This window comes from Pseudomonas sp. PSB18, assembly GCF_014596565.1.
In the GTDB taxonomy this organism is placed as follows: domain Bacteria; phylum Pseudomonadota; class Gammaproteobacteria; order Pseudomonadales; family Pseudomonadaceae; genus Aquipseudomonas.
On sequence record NZ_NOIN01000001.1, the window covers coordinates 1 to 22,114 of the forward strand.

Below are 22,114 nucleotides of genomic sequence, written 5' to 3' on the forward strand. Positions count from 1 at the left end.
TGGATCTGGTGCGGCGCTTCATGGGCCAACACCCGGCGGCACTGGTCAACCTGTACGGCCCGACCGAAGCGGCCATCGACGTGTCGGTCTGGCGCTGCTCGGTGGACGATGTGATCGTGCCCATCGGCAAACCCATCGCCAATCTGCGCCTGTACATCCTCGACGAAAGCCTGCAACCGCTGCCCATCGGCAGCATCGGCGAGTTATACATCGGCGGTGTCGGCGTCGCTCGGGGCTACCTCAAGCGTCCCGACCTGACCGAGGAACGCTTCCTCGCCAGCCCGTTCATCGACGGGGATCGCCTGTACCGCACCGGCGACCGCTGCCGCTTCCTGGCCGATGGCAACATCGAATACCTCGGGCGCCTGGATCATCAGGTGAAACTGCGCGGCCAGCGCATCGAACTTGGCGAAATCGACGCCGAGCTGCTGGCGCAAAACGGTGTGCGCGACGCCGCGACCCTGCTGCTGGAGCAACGCTTGGTGAGTTTCTGGTGTGGCGACGCTGACGAGGTTGCCATTCGCAGCGCACTGAGCGACAACCTGCCCTCGCACATGCTGCCCAGCTTCTTCGTCCAGCTCGACAGCCTGCCCCTGAACAGCAACGGCAAACTCGACCGCAAGGCCCTCGCCGCCACCCCGCTACCGGAACACCACAGCGACCGGCCGTACACCGCGCCGCTCACCGCCACGCAAAGCGCGCTCTGCGAGCTGTTCAGCGAAGTGCTGGAATGCGCGTCGGTGGGCATCGAAGCTCATTTCTTCCAGCTCGGCGGCCATTCCCTGTTGGCGACCCGACTGGTCAGCCGGGTCCGTGAACGCCTGGGGGTTTCCCTGCCGTTGGCGGTGGTGTTCGAACGCCCGACAGTCGCAGCTCTGGCCGATTACCTGGGCGTGGCGACAGCGGACGAATCGATCACCGCGCAGCCGCGTCCGGCGGCACTGCCCTTGGGGCTGGCACAGAAGCGCTTCTGGATGCTCAGTCGCCTGGTGCCGGACTCCCGCGAGTACCACATGCCGTTCGCCCTGACGTTGCGCGGCGACCTGCAGGTCCGCGTCTTGCGCGAAGCCTTCGAACAGGTCAGCCAACGCCACCTGGTGTTGCGCAGCCGGATTGTCGAAGTCCAGGGCGAGCCGCAACTGCTGATCGACGATCACGGGGCGGCGCTCACGGTCACTGCCGTTACCACACAGGATTGGACCGTGACCTGCGCCACGGCCCAAGCCGAGTTGATGGCGCCGTTCGACCTGGCTGCCGCCGCACCTTGGCGTGCGCACCTGCTGCAACGCCAGGACAGCGACGAAAACCTGTTGCTGGTGTGCCTGCACCACAGCGCCACCGACGGTTGGGCCATGCAATTGCTCATCGACGAGCTGACCCAGGCCTACGCCGCCGGCCTCGAGGGACAGTCGCCGGCCTGGACGCCGCTGGAGATCGACTATGTCGACTTCGCCCTGTGGCAACAGCACCCGGACACCCAGGCCCGACGCAATAACAGCCTGGATTACTGGAAAAACCACCTGGGCCAGGACGACTACCAGCTCGACCTGCCCATCGACCATCCACGGGGCGCCGAAGCCGATCGTCGGGCCCGGCAACTGATCGTCAACCTCGGCGCCCAGCGCGCCGAATCGATCCGCCAGTTCGCCCGTCAGCGCGGCACCACCACTTACGTGGTGCTGGCCTCGGCCCTGAGCGCACTGCTGGCGCGTTACAGCGGTCAGCGCGAGATTCGTCTCGGCACCCCGGCGGACCAGCGCGATCAGCCGCAATCCCAGACGCTGCTGGCGTGCCTGGTCAACACCCTGGTGATCCGCAGCGAAGTCGACCAGCGAGCCCCGGCCGAGCAGTTGCTCGCCAGTCTCGAAGCCGATCTGCGCGCGGCCCAGGCCCACGCCGACCTGCCCTTCGCCACCCTGGTCGGCGCCGTCGCCCAGCACCGCGACCTGAACCGCACACCGCTGTTCCAGGTGCTGTTCTCCCTCAACTATGGCCGCGTGGACAGCAGCCAATGGCCGGGACTGGAGGTCGAAGAGCAGACGCTGCCGGTGGTCGATGCCAAGTTCGAACAGAGCTGGGAAGTCCAGGACGACGGCAGCGACATGACCCTGGCGCTGGAATACCAGGCGGCGCTGTTCGACGAATTGACGATGCAACGCTGGAGCGCGCAATGGTGTGCATTGCTGGATGCGTTGGTGGCGGCGCCTGGGCGAACGCTGATCGAGCTGTTCCCGCAGCAGCAGGATCAGCAGCAACTGGACCGCTGGAACGCCACCGAGCGCCATTACAGCGGCCCCACCGACCTGCACACTGCCCTCAGCCAGCAAGCCGCCCTCAGCCCCAACGCCCCGGCGCTGGTGTTCGAAGGCCAACGCCTGAGCTACGCCGAGCTGGATCAACGGGCGCAAGCCGTCGCCCGGGCCCTGCGCGCGGCCGGCATCGGCACCGATGACATCGTGCCGGTGTGCATGGAGCGCTCGGTGGACATGGTCGTCGCCCTGCTCGGCATCGTCCATGCCGGCGCCGCGTGGCTGCCGCTGGATCCGGAACTGCCCGCCGGACGCCTGGCCTTCCTGATCGAAGACGCTGACGCCAAGGTCACCTTGACCCAGGCCCAGTGGCTGTCGCGCCTGCCGGCCAGCCATCAGGCCTGGACCCTTGACACCCTGCCCCAGGCGCCGGCGTTCGACCCGATCAGCGTCGCCGCCAGCGACCTGGCCTACGTGCTCTACACCTCCGGCTCCACCGGCCAACCGAAAGGCGTGATGAACGAACACGGCGCCTTGATGAACCGCCTGTACTGGATGCAGGACGCGTTCCCGATTGGTCCGAACGACCGTGTGCTGCAGAAAACCCCGTACAGCTTCGACGTCTCGGTGTGGGAGTTCTTCTGGCCGCTGATCACCGGCGCCACCCTGGTGGTCGCGCGTCCCGATGGTCATCGCGATCCGGCGTACCTCAGCCAGTTGATCCAGCAGGAACAGGTCACCACGTTGCACTTCGTACCGTCGATGCTCCGCGCCTTTGTCGAGGAGCCGAGCCTGGTCGACTGCCGCAGCCTGCGCCAGGTGTTTGCCAGCGGCGAGGCGCTGCCGGTGGATCTGGTGCGGCGCTTCATGGGCCAACACCCGGCGGCACTGGTCAACCTGTACGGCCCGACCGAAGCGGCCATCGACGTGTCGGTCTGGCGCTGCTCGGTGGACGATGTGATCGTGCCCATCGGCAAACCCATCGCCAACCTGCGCCTGTACATCCTCGACGAAAGCCTGAAGCCGCTGCCGATTGGCAGCATCGGCGAGTTGCACATCGGCGGTGTCGGCGTTGCTCGGGGTTACCTCAAGCGTCCCGACCTGACCGAGGAACGCTTCCTCGCCAGCCCGTTCATCGACGGTGATCGTCTGTACCGCACCGGCGACCGCTGCCGCTTCCTGGCCGATGGCAACATCGAATACCTCGGGCGCCTGGATCATCAGGTGAAGCTGCGCGGCCAGCGTATCGAACTCGGTGAGATCGACGCCGCCGTGCTGAACCTGCCGGCCATCACCGGGGCCTGCACCCTGGTCATCGATAACCGTCTGGTGGCGTTCTACAGCAGCAGCGCCGCGCAATCGGGCCTCGACACCCTGCTCGCCACCGAGTTGCCGGCCTACATGGTGCCGGCGGTATGGGTCCACATCCCGACGCTGCCGCTGAACAGCAACGGCAAGATCGACCGCAAGGCCCTGGCGGCCCTGCCCTTGCCGCAAACCCAGAAAGACTACGCCGCACCGCGCAACGCGCTGGAAAGCCTGTTGTGCCAGTTGTTCGGCGAGCTGCTCGGCGAAAGCCTGACCGGCGGCCGCGCAGTCGGCACCACCGACAGCTTCTTCGCCTTGGGCGGTGATTCGATTCTCGGTCTCAAGCTGATCTCACGTCTGCGCGAACACGGCTACTCGCTGACACCACGGGACCTGTTCCGCTCGCCCACCCCGGCGGCGCTGGCCCAGGTGACCACGGCCCTGCTGACCCAGGCCGAACAGGGTGAAGTCACCGGTGCGATGCCGTTGATGCCGTTGCACCAGTGGTTCTTCGATCAGCAGCAGCCCCAGGCCGCGCACTGGAACCAGTCCGTGTTGGCCGACAGCGACCGGCGTCTTGAGCCGGCCATCGTGCAGGCGGTGTTGGATCGCCTGGTCGGGCATCACGACGCCCTGCGCTTGCGCTTCGCCGAAGTCGATGGGCAATGGCAGGCGCGGATCGCCCCCGTGGCGCCGGCGCAACTGACTTGCTGCGAGCACCCGGACCAACTGCTGCGCGTCGCGCAAAGCCTGGACCTGCAACACGGTCCCCTGTTTGCCGCGGCCCTGCTGGAAGGTGAACCCCAGCGCCTGTACCTGGTGGCTCATCACCTGGTGGTGGATGCGGTGTCCTGGACGCCGCTGCTGGAGGATTTCCAACACCTGTATTCAGGTCTGGAGCGCGGCGAACAACCCACCTTGCCGGCGAAAACCACCTCCTACCGGCAATGGGCCGAGCACCTGCACGTCCACGCCGCCAAGGTAGCGGGCGAACAGCGCTACTGGAGCACTCAGATCAGCGTGAACCGGCCGCCGGTTGCCACCGTGGCCGAGCGCCGGACCCTGTCGGCCCGTTGGGAGGCGACCCGCACTCACCAATGGCTGACCGAGTCCCACGCGGCGTACCGCACGCAACCGGAAGAACTGCTGATCGCCGCCCTCGCAGCGACCCTGGCGGAAACCGAAGGTCGCAGCGACATCGTCGTGGACCTGGAGCGCCATGGCCGCGATGCGCCTTTCGATGGTCTGGACGTCAGCCGCACGGTCGGCTGGTTCACCACGCTGTTCCCGCTGCGCGTCAGCGCCAGCGGCGCCCGTGGTGACCAGGTGCGCAACGCCAAGGAAGCCTTGCGTGCCGTGCCGGGCCAAGGCCTCGGCTACGGCTTGCTGCGTCAACGCGGCCAGCTGCCGGCCAGTCACGGCGACGTGCTGTTCAACTACCTGGGGCATGAACAAACGCCCGAGGGCTGGTTGCGCGCCAGCAGCCTGACCCCACCGGCAGACGTGTCGCCGGCAAACCGGGTGACCCACGCCCGCGAAGTGGTGGCGTGGCTGGAGGACGGCGTGTTGCGTGTCGAATGGCACAGCGTCACGCCGGAGGCCGACAGCCGCTTGCCCGCTCGCCTGCTGGAGCATCTGCAAGCGCTGGTCGAGCACTGCCTCGATCCGCAGGCCGGTGCGCTGATGCCCTCGGACTTCCCGCTCGCCAAGGCGCTGAACCAGAAGTCCCTGGACAAACTGCTGGGCAAGCTCAAGACCAAACCGAACTCCCAAAGCCAGTGAGTGGCGCAGCCGCCGCGGGGTCATCGCCCGACCACCGCGGCGTCAGCCCGACACTCACTGTTTTCAAGCCTTTGAAATGGACCAAGCAAGCATGAACAACATCGAAGACATCTACTCCCTATCGCCGACCCAGCACGGCCTGTTGTTCCACAGTGTCTTTGAACCGGATTCGCGGGTGTACTACCAGCAATTGAGCCTGGAAATGAACGGCCCGCTGCAACTCAACGCCTTTCGCGGTGCCTGGCAGGCGCTGATGCAGCGCCACGCCGTGCTGCGCAGCGCGTTTCTCTGGGAAGAGCTGGACGATGCCTATCAGGTGGTGCAGCAGGACGTCGAGCTGCCCCTGACCGAACTGGACTGGCAAGACCGCGCCGACCCACAGGCCGCCCTGGAACAATTGGGCCTGGAGCAACGGGCGCAACCCCTGGAGCTGAATGAATCGCCGCTGATGCGCGTCTGCCTGGTGCGCCTGGCACCCGAGCGCTGGCACCTGATCTGGACCTTCCATCACATCCTCATGGACGGCTGGAGCGTCGGCATCGCAGTGCAGGAATGGCTGGCGCTCTACTACGAGCAAGCCCATGGCCGCCCCGCCCACCTGCCACCGACCCGAGCCTACCGCGACTACATCGCCTGGCTGGCGGAGCAGGACATGGCGGCCACCGAAGGCTTCTGGCGCGAGCAGTTGCAGGACCTGAGCGAACCGACTCCGCTGCCCAACTTTGCCGTGCGCGAGGCCGCGCCTGCAGGGGCGCCTTTCGCCGAGCGGGAAAGCCTGCTGGACGACAGCGAAACCGAGCAGCTGTCACAGTTCGCCCGTCGCCACGACCTGACCATCAACACCTTGATCCAGGGCGCCTGGGCGTTGCTGCTGGGCCAACATGCCGGGCGTGACGACGTGGTTTACGGCGTCACCGTCGCCGGCCGCCCGGAGAACCTGGCGGCGGTCGACAGCACCGTCGGGCTGTTCATCAACACCCTGCCGCTGCGGGTACAGTGGGCCGACAGCCCGGCGCTGGTGGATTGGCTGCAGCAGTTGCAGCACGCCAACAGCGACCTGCGCCACCACGCCTACCTGCCCCTGGGCAAACTCAAGTCGATGACGCGCATCGCCGCTGAACAGGCGCTGTTCGATTCGATCCTGGTGTTCGAAAACTTCCCGGTCACCGATGCACTGAACCAGGACACCGGCGGCTTGAGCTTCAGCGCCCCGGCCAGCGAGCAGCGGGCCGACGGCATCACCCTGACCCAGGGTCGCAACCACTTCCCGCTGTCGCTGATCGTGATGCCGGACAAACAGTTGCACTACCTGATCAGCTACGACCGCAGCCGCTTCAGCGACGCCGAGGTCGCGGTGCTGTCCGCACAGTTGCGCGCGATTCTGTTGGCGATGACGGCGCAGGGGCAGTGCCGGGTCAACGAACTGGAGTGGCTGAGCCCGGAAGAACGCCAGCAGTTGCTGGTACAAGGGCTCGGCGCGCAATTGCCGGTGCCTCAGGACTGCCTGCACCAGCGTTTCGAACAACAGGTGGTCGCATACCCCGAACAACTGGCGGTACGCGATCGCCAGGTGGCACTGACCTACCGTGAACTCGATCGACAGGCCAACCGCCTCAGCCAATACCTGCGCGCCCAGGGCATCGGCCACGACAGCGTGGTCGCCCTGGCCATGGAACGCAGCGCCGATTTCGTCGTTGCCCTGCTCGCCACCCTCAAGGCCGGCGCGGCGTACCTGCCGCTGGACATCAAGCAGCCCGCCGGCCGCCTGGTCGACGTGCTGGTGGACAGCCGTGCCGCGTTGCTGATCGGCGCCAGCCCTTCGCCGCTGCTCAAGGGCCTGGCCGAGCATACGCCGGCGCTGTGGCTGACCGAACAGGCCCAGGCCATCGCCACCCAGCCGGACACGCCACCCGCCGTGGCCCACAGCCCGACCGATGCCGCCTACGTGATCTACACCTCGGGCTCCACCGGCACGCCCAAGGGTGTGGTGGTCGAGCACCGGTCCATCGTCGACTACCTGACGGCGGTGCAGGCCGTACTCAACCCGCCGGCGGCCGCCCGCTACGGCTTGTTGTCGAGCATCGCCGCCGACCTCGGCCATACCCAACTGTTCGGTGCCCTGTGCAGCGGCGCCAGCCTGTTGCTGGTGGATGAAGACAGCGGTTTCAACCCACTGGCCCTGGCCGAACTCTTCGACCAGCATCCGGTGGATGTACTGAAAATCACCCCAAGCCACCTCGCCGGCCTGTTGCAGGCACTGCCCGATGCGCGCCTGCTGCCGCGCGCGCTGCTGGTGTTCGGTGGCGACGCCCTCAGCCCGGCGCTGCTGGAGCAGGTGAACCGCCTGGCACCGGGCTTGAAGGTGTTCAACCACTATGGTCCGAGTGAAGCGACCGTCGGCGCCATCGCGACCGAACTGCCGGCAGGCCTGCGCAGCATCGCCCTCGGCCGGCCGTTGCCGAACCGTCAACTGCAGGTGGTCGACGGCAACGGTCGCCTGGCGGCCATCGGCGTGTCCGGTGAACTGCTGATCAGCGGCGCCCTGGCCCGGGGTTACCTGCACCGGGACGACCTCACTGCCGAACGCTTCCATCTCGATGCGAACGAGCAACGCTGGTATCGCTCCGGCGACCGCGTGCGCTGGCAAGTCGACGGTCAAATCGCGTTCCTTGGCCGCGTCGACAGCCAGGTGAAGATCCGTGGCAACCGCCTGGAGCTGGGCGAAGTCGAGGCGCAGATCAAGCGCCTGTCACCGCTGATCGAGCAGGCACTGGTGCGCGTCGTCGAACTGGACGGCAGCCCACGCCTGGTGGCCTGGCTGGTCGCCAGCCAATCGATCTCCCCCGCCAAGCTGCGCAACGACCTCAGCGCCCGCGTGCCGGACTACATGGTGCCGGCGCACTTCATCACCCTCGACGAACTGCCCCTCACCCGCAATGGCAAAGTCGACGTCCAGCGCTTGCCGACACCGCAAAAACCCACCGACGACAGCGCCAGCCACGTCGCCCCGCGCAACGAAGTCGAAGCGCTGCTGGCCGACATCTGGCAAGACGTCCTCAAGCTTGAACGGGTGGGCGTGCACGACAACTTCTTCGCGCTGGGGGGGGACTCGATCATCAACCTGCAGATCATCGCCCGCGCCAACCAGCAGGGGCTGAAGCTCACGCCTCGGCAGTTGTTCGAGAACCGCACCATCGCCGATATCGCCCGGGTACTGGGTGCCGATGCCAGCCAAGGGGTGGCGGAAAACCTTACCGATGGCTACGAGTTGCCACTGGGCGCCGGCCAGTTGGCGCGGCTGCAACAGGGCCCGCTCAAGGCCACCTGGCGCTGCGTGGCGCTGTCCCAGGCCATCGACAGCAACCTGCTGGGCCAGGCAATCAGCGCCTTGCAGCAACACCACCAGGCTTTGCGCCTGGCACTGAAAGCGTTACCCGAGGGGCAATGGCAGCAACGCGTCCTGGGCTCGGCCAAAGCACCGCTGATCGCCCACGAGAAACTGGCCGTGTGCGACCCGGTGCACTTGCAGGCCCTGGCCCAGGCCGGTGTCGACGCGCTTGAGCTGGACGCTGGCCAGACCTTGCACGCCTGCCTGCTGGACGTGGACGGCAAGCCGTCCCTGCTGCTGGCCGCTCACCCCTTGTGTGTGGATGAAGCATCCTGGTCGCTGCTGCTCACTGACCTCAACCTGGCGCTGGCACAGCTGATGTATCACCGGCCGGTCCGCCTGTCCTATGCCGGCGGCGATTTCAGCCAGTGGACGCGACACCAGCAGGCACACGCACAAAGCGACGCCCTGGACGATGCCTGGGAACATTGGCTGCAATACGCCAGCATGGATCCGCTGCAACTGCCGGAAAGCGAACAGCCCGCCAGCGTGGTCGAGCACGCCCTGCCAGCCACCACCTCCAGCGAACTCAAGCGCGTGGCCGAGGTGCTGCAGCTGGATTGGAACAGCCTGCTGGCCGCTGCCGTGGTGGAACAATGCCGTGAGCTGGGCGGCGACGGCCTGGTCGCACTGAGCGTTCAAGGCACCCGCCCCGCCACCGAGCGCCTGCCTGTCGATGCGCCCATCGCCGTGGCCGACCTCGAACCGGCACGCATCCTCGGCCCCCTGGATCTGGCCGTGCCGTACTTCCTCCAGACCGAAGGCGACAGCCTGCTGCAACGGGTGCAGGCCGTGGTTGCGCAGATGCGCGCCTACCCACAACACGGCGTTGACTACGGTGCCTTGCGCTACCTGTCGGACAACACCTACCTGCAAGAGCCCCTGCGCGATCTGCCGGCGGCAGCGGTCGCCATTCGCTGGCTGGGCAACCTCGACAGCCATCGCGAGGAGCACGGCATCCTCACCGGGGTCGAAGCGGCAAACCCACTGGCGGCGTCTGACTGCCCACTGACACTCGATGCCTGGTGGCAGGACGATTGCCTGCACCTGCGCAACCAGGGCGGCCTCGCCGCCACTTGGGCGCCACGGCTCATGCAACGCTTGGTCGAACTCGCCGGGCTGCACAGCGCAACCGACCTGCGCCCTGCCAGCCAGGCCTTCCCGCTGTGCCACACGCAAGCGGCGACCCTGGCGGCCGAGCCCCTGGACTGGTCGAACATCGAAGACGTCTACCCGTTGTCGTCGATGCAACAGGGCATGCTCCTGCACACCCTGCTGCAACCCCACAGCGGTATCTACCTGATGCAGCAACGCTACAGCTGGGACGGCGTATTGCAGCGCCCGGCCATGGAAGCGGCCTGGCAGTTGTTCCTGCAACGGCACCCGATGATGCGCACCGCGTTCTGGTGGCAGGAAGACCACGAGCCGCTGCAATGCGTCTACCGGCACACCCATCGGGCCTTCGACTGGCAGGACCTGCGCCATCTCGACGAAGAGCAGCAGCGCCTGGCGATGGACCAGGCCCTGGAAGCGCAACGCCTGCAAGGTTTCGACATGGCCTGCGCGCCGCTGACCCATCTGCGGGTGTTCCAACTCGACGAGCGCCGCTTCGCCGTGGTGCGCAGCTTCCACCATATCCTCACCGACGCCTGGTGCTTCGGTTTGTTGATGGAAGATCTGTTGGCGATCTACCAGGCCCTGGTACGCCAGGAGCCCGTGGCCCGTCCGCGCCTGCGTTCGTTCCGCGGCTACATGAGCTGGCTGGAGCGCCATGACATGGCCGCCGCGCACGCCTTCTGGCAAGCGGAAATGGCCGGTTTCAGCGAGCCGACGCCGCTGCACGTGGACAGCCCCGTGGCCCGTCCCGAGCAGGCACCGGAGCAGGTCGGCGACTTCGACCAGACCCTGAGCATCGCCCAGACCCAGCGGTTGCAGCAGTTGTGCCAGCAATACCAGCTGACGCCGAACACCTGGATCCAGGGCGCCTGGGCCCTGCTGCTGTCGCGCTACAGCGGCAACCGCGACGTGCTGTTCGGCGTGACTGTGGCCGGCCGCCCGACCGATCTGGCCGGTGTGGAGGAAATGGTCGGGCTGTTCATCAACAGCCTGCCGCTGCGGGTCGACGTCGACCCCGAAGCGCCGGTCGCCGACTGGCTGCAGGCATTGCTGTCGCACAACGCGCAATTGCGCGAGCACGAAAGCGCATCGCTGGTGGACATCCAGCGTTGCAGTGAAGTGCCCCGTGGCCAGCAGTTGTTCGACAGCCTGGTGGTGTTCGAAAACGCCCCGCTGGACATCAGCAGCGTGCAACTGGATGCCTTCAGCATCGACATCTACGAAGACCGGGTGCACACCAACTTCCCGATGACGGTGGTGCTGTACCCCGGCGACCGCCTGGGCATTCGCCTGTCCTATGACAGCCAGCGCTTCAGCACCGACACCGTGCAGCGCATGCTCGGTCATCTGGTGCAACTGCTGTCGAGCATGCTCGATCAGCCGCAGGCGCCCCTGGGCAGCCTGCACATGCTCCCCGAAGCGGAGCGCCAGCAGTTGCAGATCGAATGCAACCGCAGCGCCGTGGACTTCCCGCTGGAGCGCGGCTATGCGGCGCTGTTCGCCGATCAGGTGCAGCGCCGTCCGCACCACATCGCCGCGGTCAGCCAGGGCCAATCGCTGACCTACGCCGAACTGGACCGCCGCGCCAACGCCATCGCCCACTCGCTGCAAGCGTCCGGCGCCGGTCCGGAAACCCTGGTGGCGCTGTTTGCCGAGCGTGGCCTGGCCTTGCTGACGATGATGATCGCCACGCTCAAGGTCGGCGCCGCGTTCCAGGCCCTGGACATCCAGCAACCGCCCACCCGCCTGGCGGAACTGCTGAACCTCGGCGAAGCCCCGCTGCTGCTGGTCTGCGAGAGCGCGACGGCGACGCTGGACAACGTCCTGCCGCAGCTGCGCCGGCAACCCACCTGCCTGATCGCCCAAGCACTCTGGCAAGGCGGCGAACAAGCACCGGTTACGTATTCGCACAACCCTGACCAACTGGCCTACGTGATCTTCACTTCGGGCTCCACCGGCACACCGAAAGGGGTCATGGTCGAACAACGGGGGATGCTCAACAACATGTTCGGCAAGGTGCCGAGCCTGGGCCTGGGTGAACACGACCGGATTGCCCAGACGGCGTCCGCGGCGTTCGACATTAGCGTGTGGCAATTCCTCGCCGCGCCACTGTTCGGCGCCACCGTGCATATCCTGCCCGATGCTCAGGCCCACGACCCGGTGGCCCTGCTCGATGCCGTCCAGGAACACGGGCTGACGCTGCTGGAAACCGTACCGGCGCTGATCCGGGGCATGCTCCAGGAGAGTCAGGCACATCACAGCCTGGCGAGCCTGCGCTGGCTACTGCCCACCGGCGAGGCCCTGCCACCGGCCCTGGCCCGGGACTGGTTCGCACGCTTCCCGGCGATTCCGTTGATGAACGCCTACGGCCCGGCGGAATGCTCGGACGACGTCGCCTTCCACCCGATCACCGAGGCCCCGACCGACGATTGCCTGCACATGCCCATCGGCAAGCCGACCGCCAATAATCAGGTGTTCGTGTTGGATTCGGAGCTGCGCATGGTGCCCCTCGGCGTTCCCGGTGAGTTGTGCATCGGTGGCGTCGGCGTGGGTCGCGGTTACCTGCGTGACCCGCAGCGCACCCGAGAAGCCTTTGTCCCGCACCCGTTCCAGGCGGACGCACGCCTGTACCGCAGCGGCGACATCGGCCGGATGCGCGCCGATGGTGTGATCGAGTACCTCGGTCGTCGCGACCAGCAAGTGAAGATCCGTGGTCACCGTATCGAACTGGGCGAGATCGAAAACCGCCTGATGCAACACCCGGCGGTGGATAGCGCCGCCGTCCTGGCGCTGCCCGACACCCGGGGCGCCTTGCAGTTGGTCGCCTGGTACGTGCTCGACAGCGCTGCCGACCTGGGCGGCGAATCCGCGCAACAGGTACTGAGCGCTTACCTGGGCTCGCAACTGGCGAATTACATGGTCCCGGCCCGCTGGCTGGCGCTGGAACAATTGCCGTTGAACGCCAACGGCAAGGTCGACCGCCGAGCCCTCGCCGCCAAAGGCGTGCCTCAGACCGAGACCACCGATGAGCGGTGCGTGGCACCGCGCACCGCCACCGAGCAGGTCCTGGCAGAACTCTGGCAGGAGATCCTCGGCCTGGACAGCGTCGGTGTACACGATGACTTCTTCGCCATCGGCGGCCACTCGCTGCTGGCTACCCAAGTGCTGTCGCGGATCCGTCGGCGCCTGAACGTCAGCCTGCCCCTGCGCACACTGTTCGAACGCGGCACCCTGGAGCAACTGGCCGCAGCGGTGGATCGGCAGCGCGACACCCAGGTCGCGGCCGAGGGCGACAATGAAATCGCCCTGGCGCCACGTCACCAGCCGCTGCCGTTGTCCTACGCCCAGCAGCGCTTGTGGTTCCTCGATCGCTTCGAAGGCCCGAGCGCCGCCTATAACATGAGTACGGTGGTGAGGTTGCGCGGGGCGCTGGACATCCAGGCGTTGCAAGCAGCGTTGCAGGCTGTGCTGGAGCGCCATGAGTCGTTGCGCACCGCCTTCCACCTCAACGGTGACCAGCCCTGCCAGGTGATCAGCCCGGCACCGCGGGTCGACCTGACGCCGACCGAGCTGGGTCAACTGGTCGGCGAAGCGCAGACAAGCACAATGCAACGCCTGATCGACGAGCAGGCCGGCACCCCGTTTGACTTGCAACAGGCGCCGATGCTGCGCGCCAACCTGCTGCGCCTGGGCACGGATGATCATGTGCTGCAATTGGTGCTGCATCACATCGCCACTGACGCCTGGTCCATGGGCATCCTCGTCCAGGAACTGATCATCGGCTATCAGGCGTACGCCAGCGGTTCGACGCCGGCCCTGCCGGCGTTGCCGATCCAGTACGCCGACTATGCCCACTGGCAACGCAGCGAAGCACAGCAACAGCTGCTGGCACGGGCCATCGACTACTGGCGCCGGCAAATGGAAGGCGCACCGACGCTGATCCCGCTGCCGCTTGATTGCCCACGCCCGGCGCTTCCCGATTACCAGGGCGCGGCCCTGGAGCAACGCTTCACACCGGCCCAGACCCGAGTGCTCAAGGCGTATGCGCAGGAGCAACGGGCGACGCTGTTCATGGTCCTGCTCAACGCCTTCAACAGCCTGATGCAGCGCGCCACCGGGGCCAGCGATTTCATCGTCGGCACCGACCTGGCCAACCGCGAACACCCGGCCCTGGAACACCTGATCGGCTTCTTCGTCAACGTGCTGCCGATCCGCGCACGCCTGACCGAAGGCGACACCTTCGACGCTCGCCTGCAACGCTTGCGTGAAGATTGCCTCTCGGCCTTCCAGCATCAGCAGGTGCCGTTCGACAAGCTGGTGGAGGAATTGCAACCGCCGCGCACACCGGGGGTGAACCCGTTGGTCCAGGTGCTGTTCGTCATGCAGAACACGCCGAGCGGCAACGCCAACCTGCCGGACCTTGCGGTGGAACACCTGGTATCGCGCCAGGAGAGCAGCAAGTTCGACCTCGCGGTGTTTGTCGAGGAAGACGAAGAGCAGGGCCTGAACGTGCGCTGGGTGTATCGCACCAGCGTGTTGCAGGAAGCGACCGTCCAGCGTTTCGAGCAAGGCTTCGCAAGCCTGGTCGAGCAGATCACCTCGGTCTCCGGACAGGCACTGGACCACTGGTCCTGGCGCCTCGAGGAAGGCCAAGGCAGCGCCGCACCCGCCCTGTCCGACTCGCCCGCCGACGACGCCACGGCCCGCAGCGCCCGCAAGCTTTCCAAGCTGAGCAAGCTCAAGCAGACCCGCGCCACCGCCGTCAGCCAGTTGGCCCACGAACAGGTGCGCAGCCGCAGCCTGATCGCCGGGCAACCCCTGCCGTTGGTAATCGAGCCGTTGCTGGGCGACCTGGATCCGGTGCACTGGGCGCTGCAAGCCCGGGAATGGATCAACGGGCAATTGCGCACCCACGGCGGCCTGTTGTTCCGTGGCTTCAACCTGCCGGACGCCGCCGCGTTCGAACAATTCGCCCAGGCCATCGAACCGGACCTCTACGGGACCTACGGCGACCTGCCGAAGAACACCTCCGGCAAGAACATCTACCATTCCACGCCGTACCCGGAACAACACATGATTCTCTTCCACAACGAGAGCTCGCACCTGCCGCAATGGCCGCGCAAGCAGTGGTTCTATTGCGAGACACCGTCGCCCGTGGGCGGCTGCACGCCCATCGTCGATTGCCGGCAGGTACTGGCGCGGTTGCCGAACGACATCGTCATCCGTCTGAAAACCCACGGCTTGCTCTACGTGCGCCACTTCACCGACAAGCTGGACGTGCGCTGGCAGGACTTCTTCAAGACCGAACAGCGCGAGGAAGTCGAACGCCAATGCCGGGCATCGGGCATGCGCTGGGAATGGCTGGGGGTCGATAACCTGCGTATCGCCCAGCACTGCCCGGCGATTGTCGAGCACCCAGAGACCGGCGAGCTGTCGTTCTTCAACCAGGTGCAACTGCACCACACCGCCTGCCTGGAGCCTGAAGTGCGCAGCAACCTGATCAATCTGTTCGGCCCGGAGCATCTGCCGCGCAACGTCTACTACGGCGATGGCAGCGTGATCGAAGATGCGGTGATGGAGGTGATCGGCGCGGCCTACGAAGACTGCGCCGTGCGGTTTACCTGGCAAAAGGGTGACATGGTGATGCTCGACAACATGCTGGTGGCCCACGCCCGGGACCCTTTTGAAGGCGAGCGCAAGATCTGTGTTGCCATGGGCCAGATGATGCGCCGCGAAGAACTGAAGGAGCATTTGCCTGAAGCGCAGGCGCTGCCAATGGCGGAGGTGCAGGCATGACGGCTTACGAAAAGCGTGAAGAAGCCTTCGCCCTCTCGCCGCAGCAACGCAGCCAGTGGCTGGGTGGGTTGCCGCCGGTGCGGCTGGAACTGGAAATTCGCGGTGCATTGGTGCTGGAGCGCCTGCAACAACGGCTCGCCGCGTTGAGTGCTTGCCACGAAGCCCTGCGCTTGCGGGTGCGGCCGGAGCCGGGGTTGCTGACGCCGTTGCAGGTCATTGAATCCACCGTCACCGCAGCCGATGGGATCACCGTCGAGGTGCAATCGGTGGATGAAGACCGGCACCGGGTCGTGCTGCAACTGCCCGTGCTGAGCGCGGACCGCGGGACCTTGCTGCGCCTGGTACAGGCACTGGCGTCGGTGCAGGCTCCGGCGTTCGACGACGAAGCCATGACCTACACCCAATACAGTGCCTGGCTCTACGAATTGCAGGCCGACGACGATGCCGAGCAGGGCCGGCGCTTCTGGGCTACCCAGGCGCTGGACGACTCGACCACCGGCGAATTGCTCTACCGCCAGGTACGCAGCGATCACGCCGATGTGCCGGTGATCACTCGCCTGACCGCCATGCCACAATTGCGCATGGCCCTGGACGGTTTTTGCCAGCGTCGCGGTGCATCCGCCGAACAAGTGCTGATGGCCGCCTGGGGCGTGCTGCTGCAGCGCTTGAGCAGCGGAGACAGCCCGGCGCTGACCCTGAACTGGGTCCACGATTGCCGCGACGATTACGAAGAACTTGCCGATTGCTGGGGCCAGTTCGCCAAGCCCCTGCCCCTGCGCTGGGAGCCGGCGCCCGAGCACTCTTTTGCCCAGGCGCTGGCGAACCTGCAGACACTCTGTGAACACGCCATCGAATGGCAGGAGTATTGCGGCGTCGGCGCTGCGCAGGCGATCGAGGCTTCCCATTACGGCTTCCAATGGGGTGCGCAGTTGCCTGGTCCGCTCGGCCTTCTGGGCAGCAGCGCATCGACGCTTACCGTGCTGGACGTCCAAGCCATCCCGTCGGGGATGGAGCTGCTGCTGGTGGCCGAAACCCTCGGCGGCGACTATCGCCTGAACCTGTCTCACCCGCCGAGCCGCTACAGCGAACAAGCCGCCACGACGCTGCTGGAACAATTGCAATCGTTGTTGCTCGATGCCCTCGCCAACCCGGACAAACCGCTGTCGCAACTGTCGTTGCAGGCGCCGGGCTTCGCGGCGACGCTGGCAGCCTTGCAACCCCCGCTCGACGCGCCGCCGACGTTTACCAGCGTGCCAGCGCGCTTCAGCCAATGTGCCGCGCAGTTCCCCGGACACCTGGCCCTGCGCGATCACAACGGGCACTTGAGCTACGCCGAGCTGGACGCACGCAGCAATCAACTGGCCCATTACCTGAGGGCCCAGGGTGTCGGCCGCGAGGACCGCGTGGCGTTGTACCTGGATCGTTCGGTGCAGATGGTGCTGGCGATGCTGGCCGTGCTCAAGAGCGGCGCGGCGTTCATCCCGTTGGATGCCCAGCAGCCCGCGCAACGCTCCCTGGCGATCCTGCAGCAGGCGCAACCGGCCTTCGTCCTCAGCGGCGCGGCCGGCAGCGCTCCCGTGCTGCCATCCGTCGACAGCCTCGACCTGCGCAATGAGGCCGCCTGGCAACAAGGGCCGACCAGCGCACCGGATGTCGACATCCAACCCGAGGACGCGGCCTACGTGCTGTTCACCTCGGGCAGCACCGGCACGCCCAAAGGCGTCATCGTCGAACACCGGCAGCTTGGCAGTTATGTCGCCAGCGTCTCCCGGCGCTTGAAACTCGCAGCCGGCGAGCGCAGCGCGGTGGTCACGTCGCTGGCGGCCGACCTCGGTTACACCCTGCTGTTCCCGGCGCTGCTCAGCGGCGGCGAATTGCACCTGCTGGACAAGGAAACCGCCATGGACGCCCAGGCCTGGGCAGCGTGGCAGGCGCAGTACCCGATCGATCACTTGAAGATCGTGCCGTCGCTGCTTGACGCCTGGTTGATCCACGCCCAAAGCGCTGCGGTGCTGCCGCGCAAACAATTGATCCTCGGTGGTGAAAGCTGCTCGCGGCGTCTGTTGCAGAGCATTCGCCAGCACGCACCTACGCTGATGATCTTCAACCATTACGGCCCTACCGAAACCACGGTCGGGGTGGTGATGCACGCTGTCGAACCGGCGGTGGATTATCGTCGTTTGCCTCTCAGCGACCGTCTCGACGGCATGCGCCTGTACTTGCTCGACGACCAGCAGGCCCTGGCCGCTCCTGGCCAAAGCGCCGAGCTGTACATCGGCGGCCCACAACTGGCACGGGGTTACCTGGACGCGCAACAAAGCGCCGATCGCTTTATCGAACTGGCCCAACTGCCTGGCGAGCGCCTGTATCGCACCGGCGACATGGCCCGTTATCTCCATGACGGCAGCCTGGAAATCACCGGGCGGGCGGATCGCCAGGTGAAGATCCGCGGCTTCCGCGTGGAACTCGACGAGATACAGGCGCAACTGACCGGACTGCCCGGCGTTGCCCAAGCCGCCGTGGAATGCATCCCTCGGGGCGAGCTCGGCCAGCAACTGTTCGCCTTCATGACCCTGGTACCCGGGCATTCGACCTCCGTCGCCCGGCTGCACGGCCAGGCCCAGGATTGCCTGCCGGACTACATGCTGCCGACCCTGCGGATTGTCGAAGCACTGCCGCTGATGGGTAACGGCAAGCTCGACCGCAAGACCTTGCAGCAATGGGCGGACAAGGTGCTCGACACGGTTGGCAGCGCCTTGCCGCGCACACCGCTGGAAGCCCTGCTCGCCGACGTCTGGGCGCAAGTGCTGGGCCTGGAGCGGGTGGGCATCGACGATGACTTCTTCGAACTGGGCGGCCACTCCCTGGCAGCGGTGACGCTTGCCAGTCGCCTGCAGACCGCGTTGTCGGCACCGGTGACGGTCAATGCGGTGTTCAACGCCCCCAGCGTCTCGGCCTTTGCGGCGCTGGTGCAGGCCGAGCTCAAGCTCTCGCCGCTGGTCCGACTGTCGGCGCCCAACGCCGAGGCGGCCAATCTGTTCTGCTTCCATCCGTCCACCGGCCATGTGCAGGACTACCGCACGCTGCTGGCCCCTCTGCAGTCCTGGAACCTCTGGGGTTTGCAGGCGGCCTATCTGGCCGAGGACAGCACCACGCTGGACGGTGATATCGAGGGCCTCGCCGCGCTCTATGTCGAGCATTTGCGCCAACAGCAACCCCACGGGCCCTATCACCTGCTGGGCTTCTCCCTCGGTGGACTGCTGGCGATTGCCGCGGCCGCACGCCTGGAAAGCCAGGGTGAGCAAGTGGCCTTCCTCGGCATCCTCGACTCGCAGTACCAGCATCAGGCGCCGGAAGACAGTGTCGAGGCGCTGCTGGAGTCGGCTGCGCAGGCGCTGACCCTGGACAGCCAGGCGCTGATGCGTCAGTTGCCGCCAGCCGTCATCGCCGCGTTGACCGCGCAGCTGGGCGCCCTGCCCCCAGCAGCACGCCTGCCGGAACTGGTGCAGTGGGCCCGGCAGCAAGGCCTGCAACTCGATGGCGACAGTTGGGACCACCTGCAAACACGACTACGCTATCAGCAGCACACACAGCACCTGCTAGCCAGCTTCAAGCCAGCGCAGCTAAGCTGCCCGGTTCATGTCTGGTGGGCCAGCGACACCCTGGCCCAGGCCGAGTTCGTCGACCCGCACTGGGAACGCCTGAGCAGCGGGCCGCTGACCCGCGAAGTCATCCAGGCGCAGCACCTCACCATTCTCGAGCAAGGCGCCCTGCATCAACAATTGGCGGCGCATCTCGAGACTTTTGCAACACACGGAGCGGTTTGAAATGGATCTGTTGTTACTCATGGCTAAACGCTCATGGCGCGCACTGCTGGTGGCGACCCTGACGGGCCTGATCTGCGGCCTCGCGGCCGCCGGGCTGATCGCCAACATCAACCACAGCCTGACCGTGTTCGATCAGTTGCGTCCGGTGGACGGCCTGTACTTCGGTGGCCTGGTGGTGCTGGTGGCGATTTCGCGGGTGATCTCCGACATCAGTCTGCTGCGCCTGGGCCAGGGGGCGGTCAACGACATGCGCCTGCACCTGAGCGCCAAGCTGATCGACACGCCTTACGCGCAGTTGCAACGCCTGGGCAAGCACCGTCTGCTGGCGATGCTGACCGACGACACCCAGACCATCAGCCAGGCGGTGGAGCTGGTGCCGATCCTGCTGGTCAATGCCGGGATCATCGCCGCGTGCCTGGCCTACCTGGGCTGGCTGAGCCTGCCGTTGCTCGGTTTGACGATGCTGTTGATTGCCCTGGGCAGCCTCAGTTTCAACTGGCCGCAGCGCCGGGCACTGACCTCGATCTCCCGCGCGCGGGAGCTCAAGGACCAGTTGTTCGACCAATACCGCCTGCTCACCGACGGCAGCAAGGAGCTGCAACTCAACCACCCGCGCCGGCAACACTTCTTCACGCGCCTGCTGATACCGGTGAGCCAGCAGTACCGCCGGGACTTTGTACGGGGCATGAGCATCTATGCCCTCGTGCTGAACTGGGGTAATGCGGTGTTCTACCTGCTGATCGGCGTGGTGCTGTTCGCCGCGCCGCAGTTCATCGACCTGAGCGCCAGCCTGGTGACCGGCTACATCCTGGCAATCCTGTACATGATCACGCCGTTGTCGGAACTGATGCACGCCTTGCCGACCCTGGGCCGGGCCAGCGTCGCGCTGAACAAGATCCGTGCCCTGGAAGGTGAGATGCAAACCGCCGACGAGGCCGACGGTTCCCTTTCTCCGACCCAGGTTCGCAGCCTGGTGTGTCGGCAGGTCAGCCATACCTACTACCGCGAGCGCGAAGACGGTCATTTCACCCTTGGCCCCATCGACCTGACGTTGAATGCCGGCGAAGTGGTGTTCATCACCGGCGGCAACGGCAGCGGCAAGACCACCCTGGCCTTGTTGCTGACGGGCCTCTACCGGCCGGAAGGCGGCGACATCATGCTCGACGAGCAAGTCTCCTCAAGCAATGACAACCACCACTACCGCCAGCACTTCTCGGCGATCTTCACCGACTTCTGCCTGTTCGAGAACCTGTTCGATGGCGACGACCCGCAGTTGGTGAAGCAGGCCCAGGACTACCTGATCCACCTGCAGCTGGATCACAAGGTGCACATCGAGGAAGGCAAGCTGACGACACTGGCGCTGTCCACCGGGCAACGCAAGCGTCTGGCGCTGCTCAGCGCCTACCTGGATGATCGTCCGTGCTACCTGTTCGACGAGTGGGCGGCCGACCAGGATCCGGTGTTCAAGCACTTTTTCTACACCCGGATCCTGCCTGACCTGCGCGAGCGCGGCAAACTGCTGATCGTCATTTCCCATGACGATGCCTACTTCGGCCTGGCGGACCGGTTGATTCGTATCGAGCATGGCCAGCTCAGCGAAATCGCGCCCCAGGCCGCCATGAAGACGCCGGCCATGCTCTCCTGAAGCGGTCGATAGACCTGTGGCGAGGGGATTTAGCGAAACGTCGCACCGCCCCGCTGGGCTGCGTAGCAGCCCCAACACAGGCGACTCAATCCACCTGATATACCGAGTAGCAGGGCTTTGGGGCTGCTTTGCAGCCCAGCGGGGATAAATCCCCTCGCCACAGGTTCATCGTTCTTCTTAGGTGAACAGCATTACCCCTAACGAGGCTCACGCCTCTTCATAGATGTAATGCAGGTAGCTCACCTGCTCCGCCAGGGGCAGGCGATGCAGTTTGGGGCAGGACTCGCAGAGCACCGGCGGTTGGCCTTCGACGGGTTCGTGCAGTTGGTAATGCAGGCAGCAATGCCGGCGCAAGGGCAAGCACGGGCAGATCTGCGGCGCGGGTGATTCGACCATGCGTTGCAGGCCCCGCAGCTTCAGACGCCCGTCATTCACCGTGACCGGTTCCAGCCACCCATGTGCCTCGGCGAATCCGTCCCGGGACAGGTCGGGGTCCATTCGCGCGAACGCACCATCCCAGATGGCAACCATGTTGCCCCACAGTATCTTCGGCGCCAGCCCTCCGGCGGCAGCCAGGGTCGCGAACAGCGGTGCCAGGTGCTCGTGGACCAACCGCGACCAGTAGGCCCCGCGCTCGTCCGGGCCCAACGCCGGCAGTCGGTTCGCCAGCCCCAGCGCCGAGGGTTGACCGTCATCGTGCAACAGCACCGCCTCTTCGCCCCAGAAATCGATGGCGCTATGGCGGGTCAACACACAGGCCAGGGTCGCCGGCAGGACGATGCTCATGTAGTTCATCGACCACTGCGACACCACGGCGGCGCGGTTCACCCCCGGATAACGCAGGGCGAAGCGGGCCAGCAGCGGTTGCAGGACCTCAGGCTCGGCAAGTCGGCTCAACGCGACGCAAGGCTGGTCGCCAGCTCCCTGCCGGATCACCCGCCGTATCGGCGGCCAGGCCTGGTTGAGCCATTCTGGAAATTCGATGACGGGTCTCCCTTTCCCT

The 22,114-nt window shown here is 66.0% G+C and carries 5 protein-coding genes; 4 read left to right on the forward strand and 1 reads right to left on the reverse strand.

The features are described 5' to 3' along the window. Window positions 1-8: 8 nt before the first annotated feature. From CGA22_RS00005 to CGA22_RS00020, 4 genes are all read left to right on the forward strand, one after another. The gene (locus CGA22_RS00005) at window positions 9-5,339 is read left to right on the forward strand and encodes a non-ribosomal peptide synthetase (protein ID WP_317451648.1); all 5,331 of its coding nucleotides are present in this window, start codon (window positions 9-11) and stop codon (window positions 5,337-5,339) included. 91 nt (window positions 5,340-5,430) lie between these two features. Next, window positions 5,431-15,639 (forward strand): non-ribosomal peptide synthetase, encoded by a 10,209-nt coding sequence (locus tag CGA22_RS00010; RefSeq protein ID WP_188258450.1) that lies wholly within the window; start codon window positions 5,431-5,433, stop codon window positions 15,637-15,639. Next, a complete protein-coding gene (locus tag CGA22_RS00015) occupies window positions 15,636-19,466 on the forward strand; it encodes a non-ribosomal peptide synthetase (RefSeq protein ID WP_041020524.1) in 3,831 nt (1,276 codons plus the stop codon). The genes CGA22_RS00010 and CGA22_RS00015 overlap by 4 nt, the downstream gene beginning before the upstream one ends. A 1-nt stretch (window position 19,467) precedes the next feature. Continuing rightward, window positions 19,468-21,111 carry a cyclic peptide export ABC transporter gene (locus tag CGA22_RS00020; RefSeq protein ID WP_041020523.1) on the forward strand — a complete coding sequence of 548 codons (1,644 nt, stop codon included), beginning with the start codon at window positions 19,468-19,470 and terminating at the stop codon, window positions 21,109-21,111. A 207-nt stretch (window positions 21,112-21,318) separates the two neighbouring features. Here CGA22_RS00020 and fhuF read toward each other — a convergent pair whose 3' ends face one another. Beyond that, window positions 21,319-22,008 (reverse strand): siderophore-iron reductase FhuF, encoded by a 690-nt coding sequence (gene fhuF / locus CGA22_RS00025; protein ID WP_084213697.1) that lies wholly within the window; start codon window positions 22,006-22,008, stop codon window positions 21,319-21,321. Window positions 22,009-22,114 lie beyond the last annotated feature (106 nt).

Bases quoted from the DNA above. Each gene is read 5' to 3' on its own strand.
- CGA22_RS00020 (WP_041020523.1), top strand. From the start codon at position 19,468: ATGGATCTGTTGTTACTCATGGCTAAACGCTCATGGCGCGCACTGCTG.
- CGA22_RS00015 (WP_041020524.1), top strand. From the start codon at position 15,636: ATGACGGCTTACGAAAAGCGTGAAGAAGCCTTCGCCCTCTCGCCGCAG.
- CGA22_RS00010 (WP_188258450.1), top strand. From the start codon at position 5,431: ATGAACAACATCGAAGACATCTACTCCCTATCGCCGACCCAGCACGGC.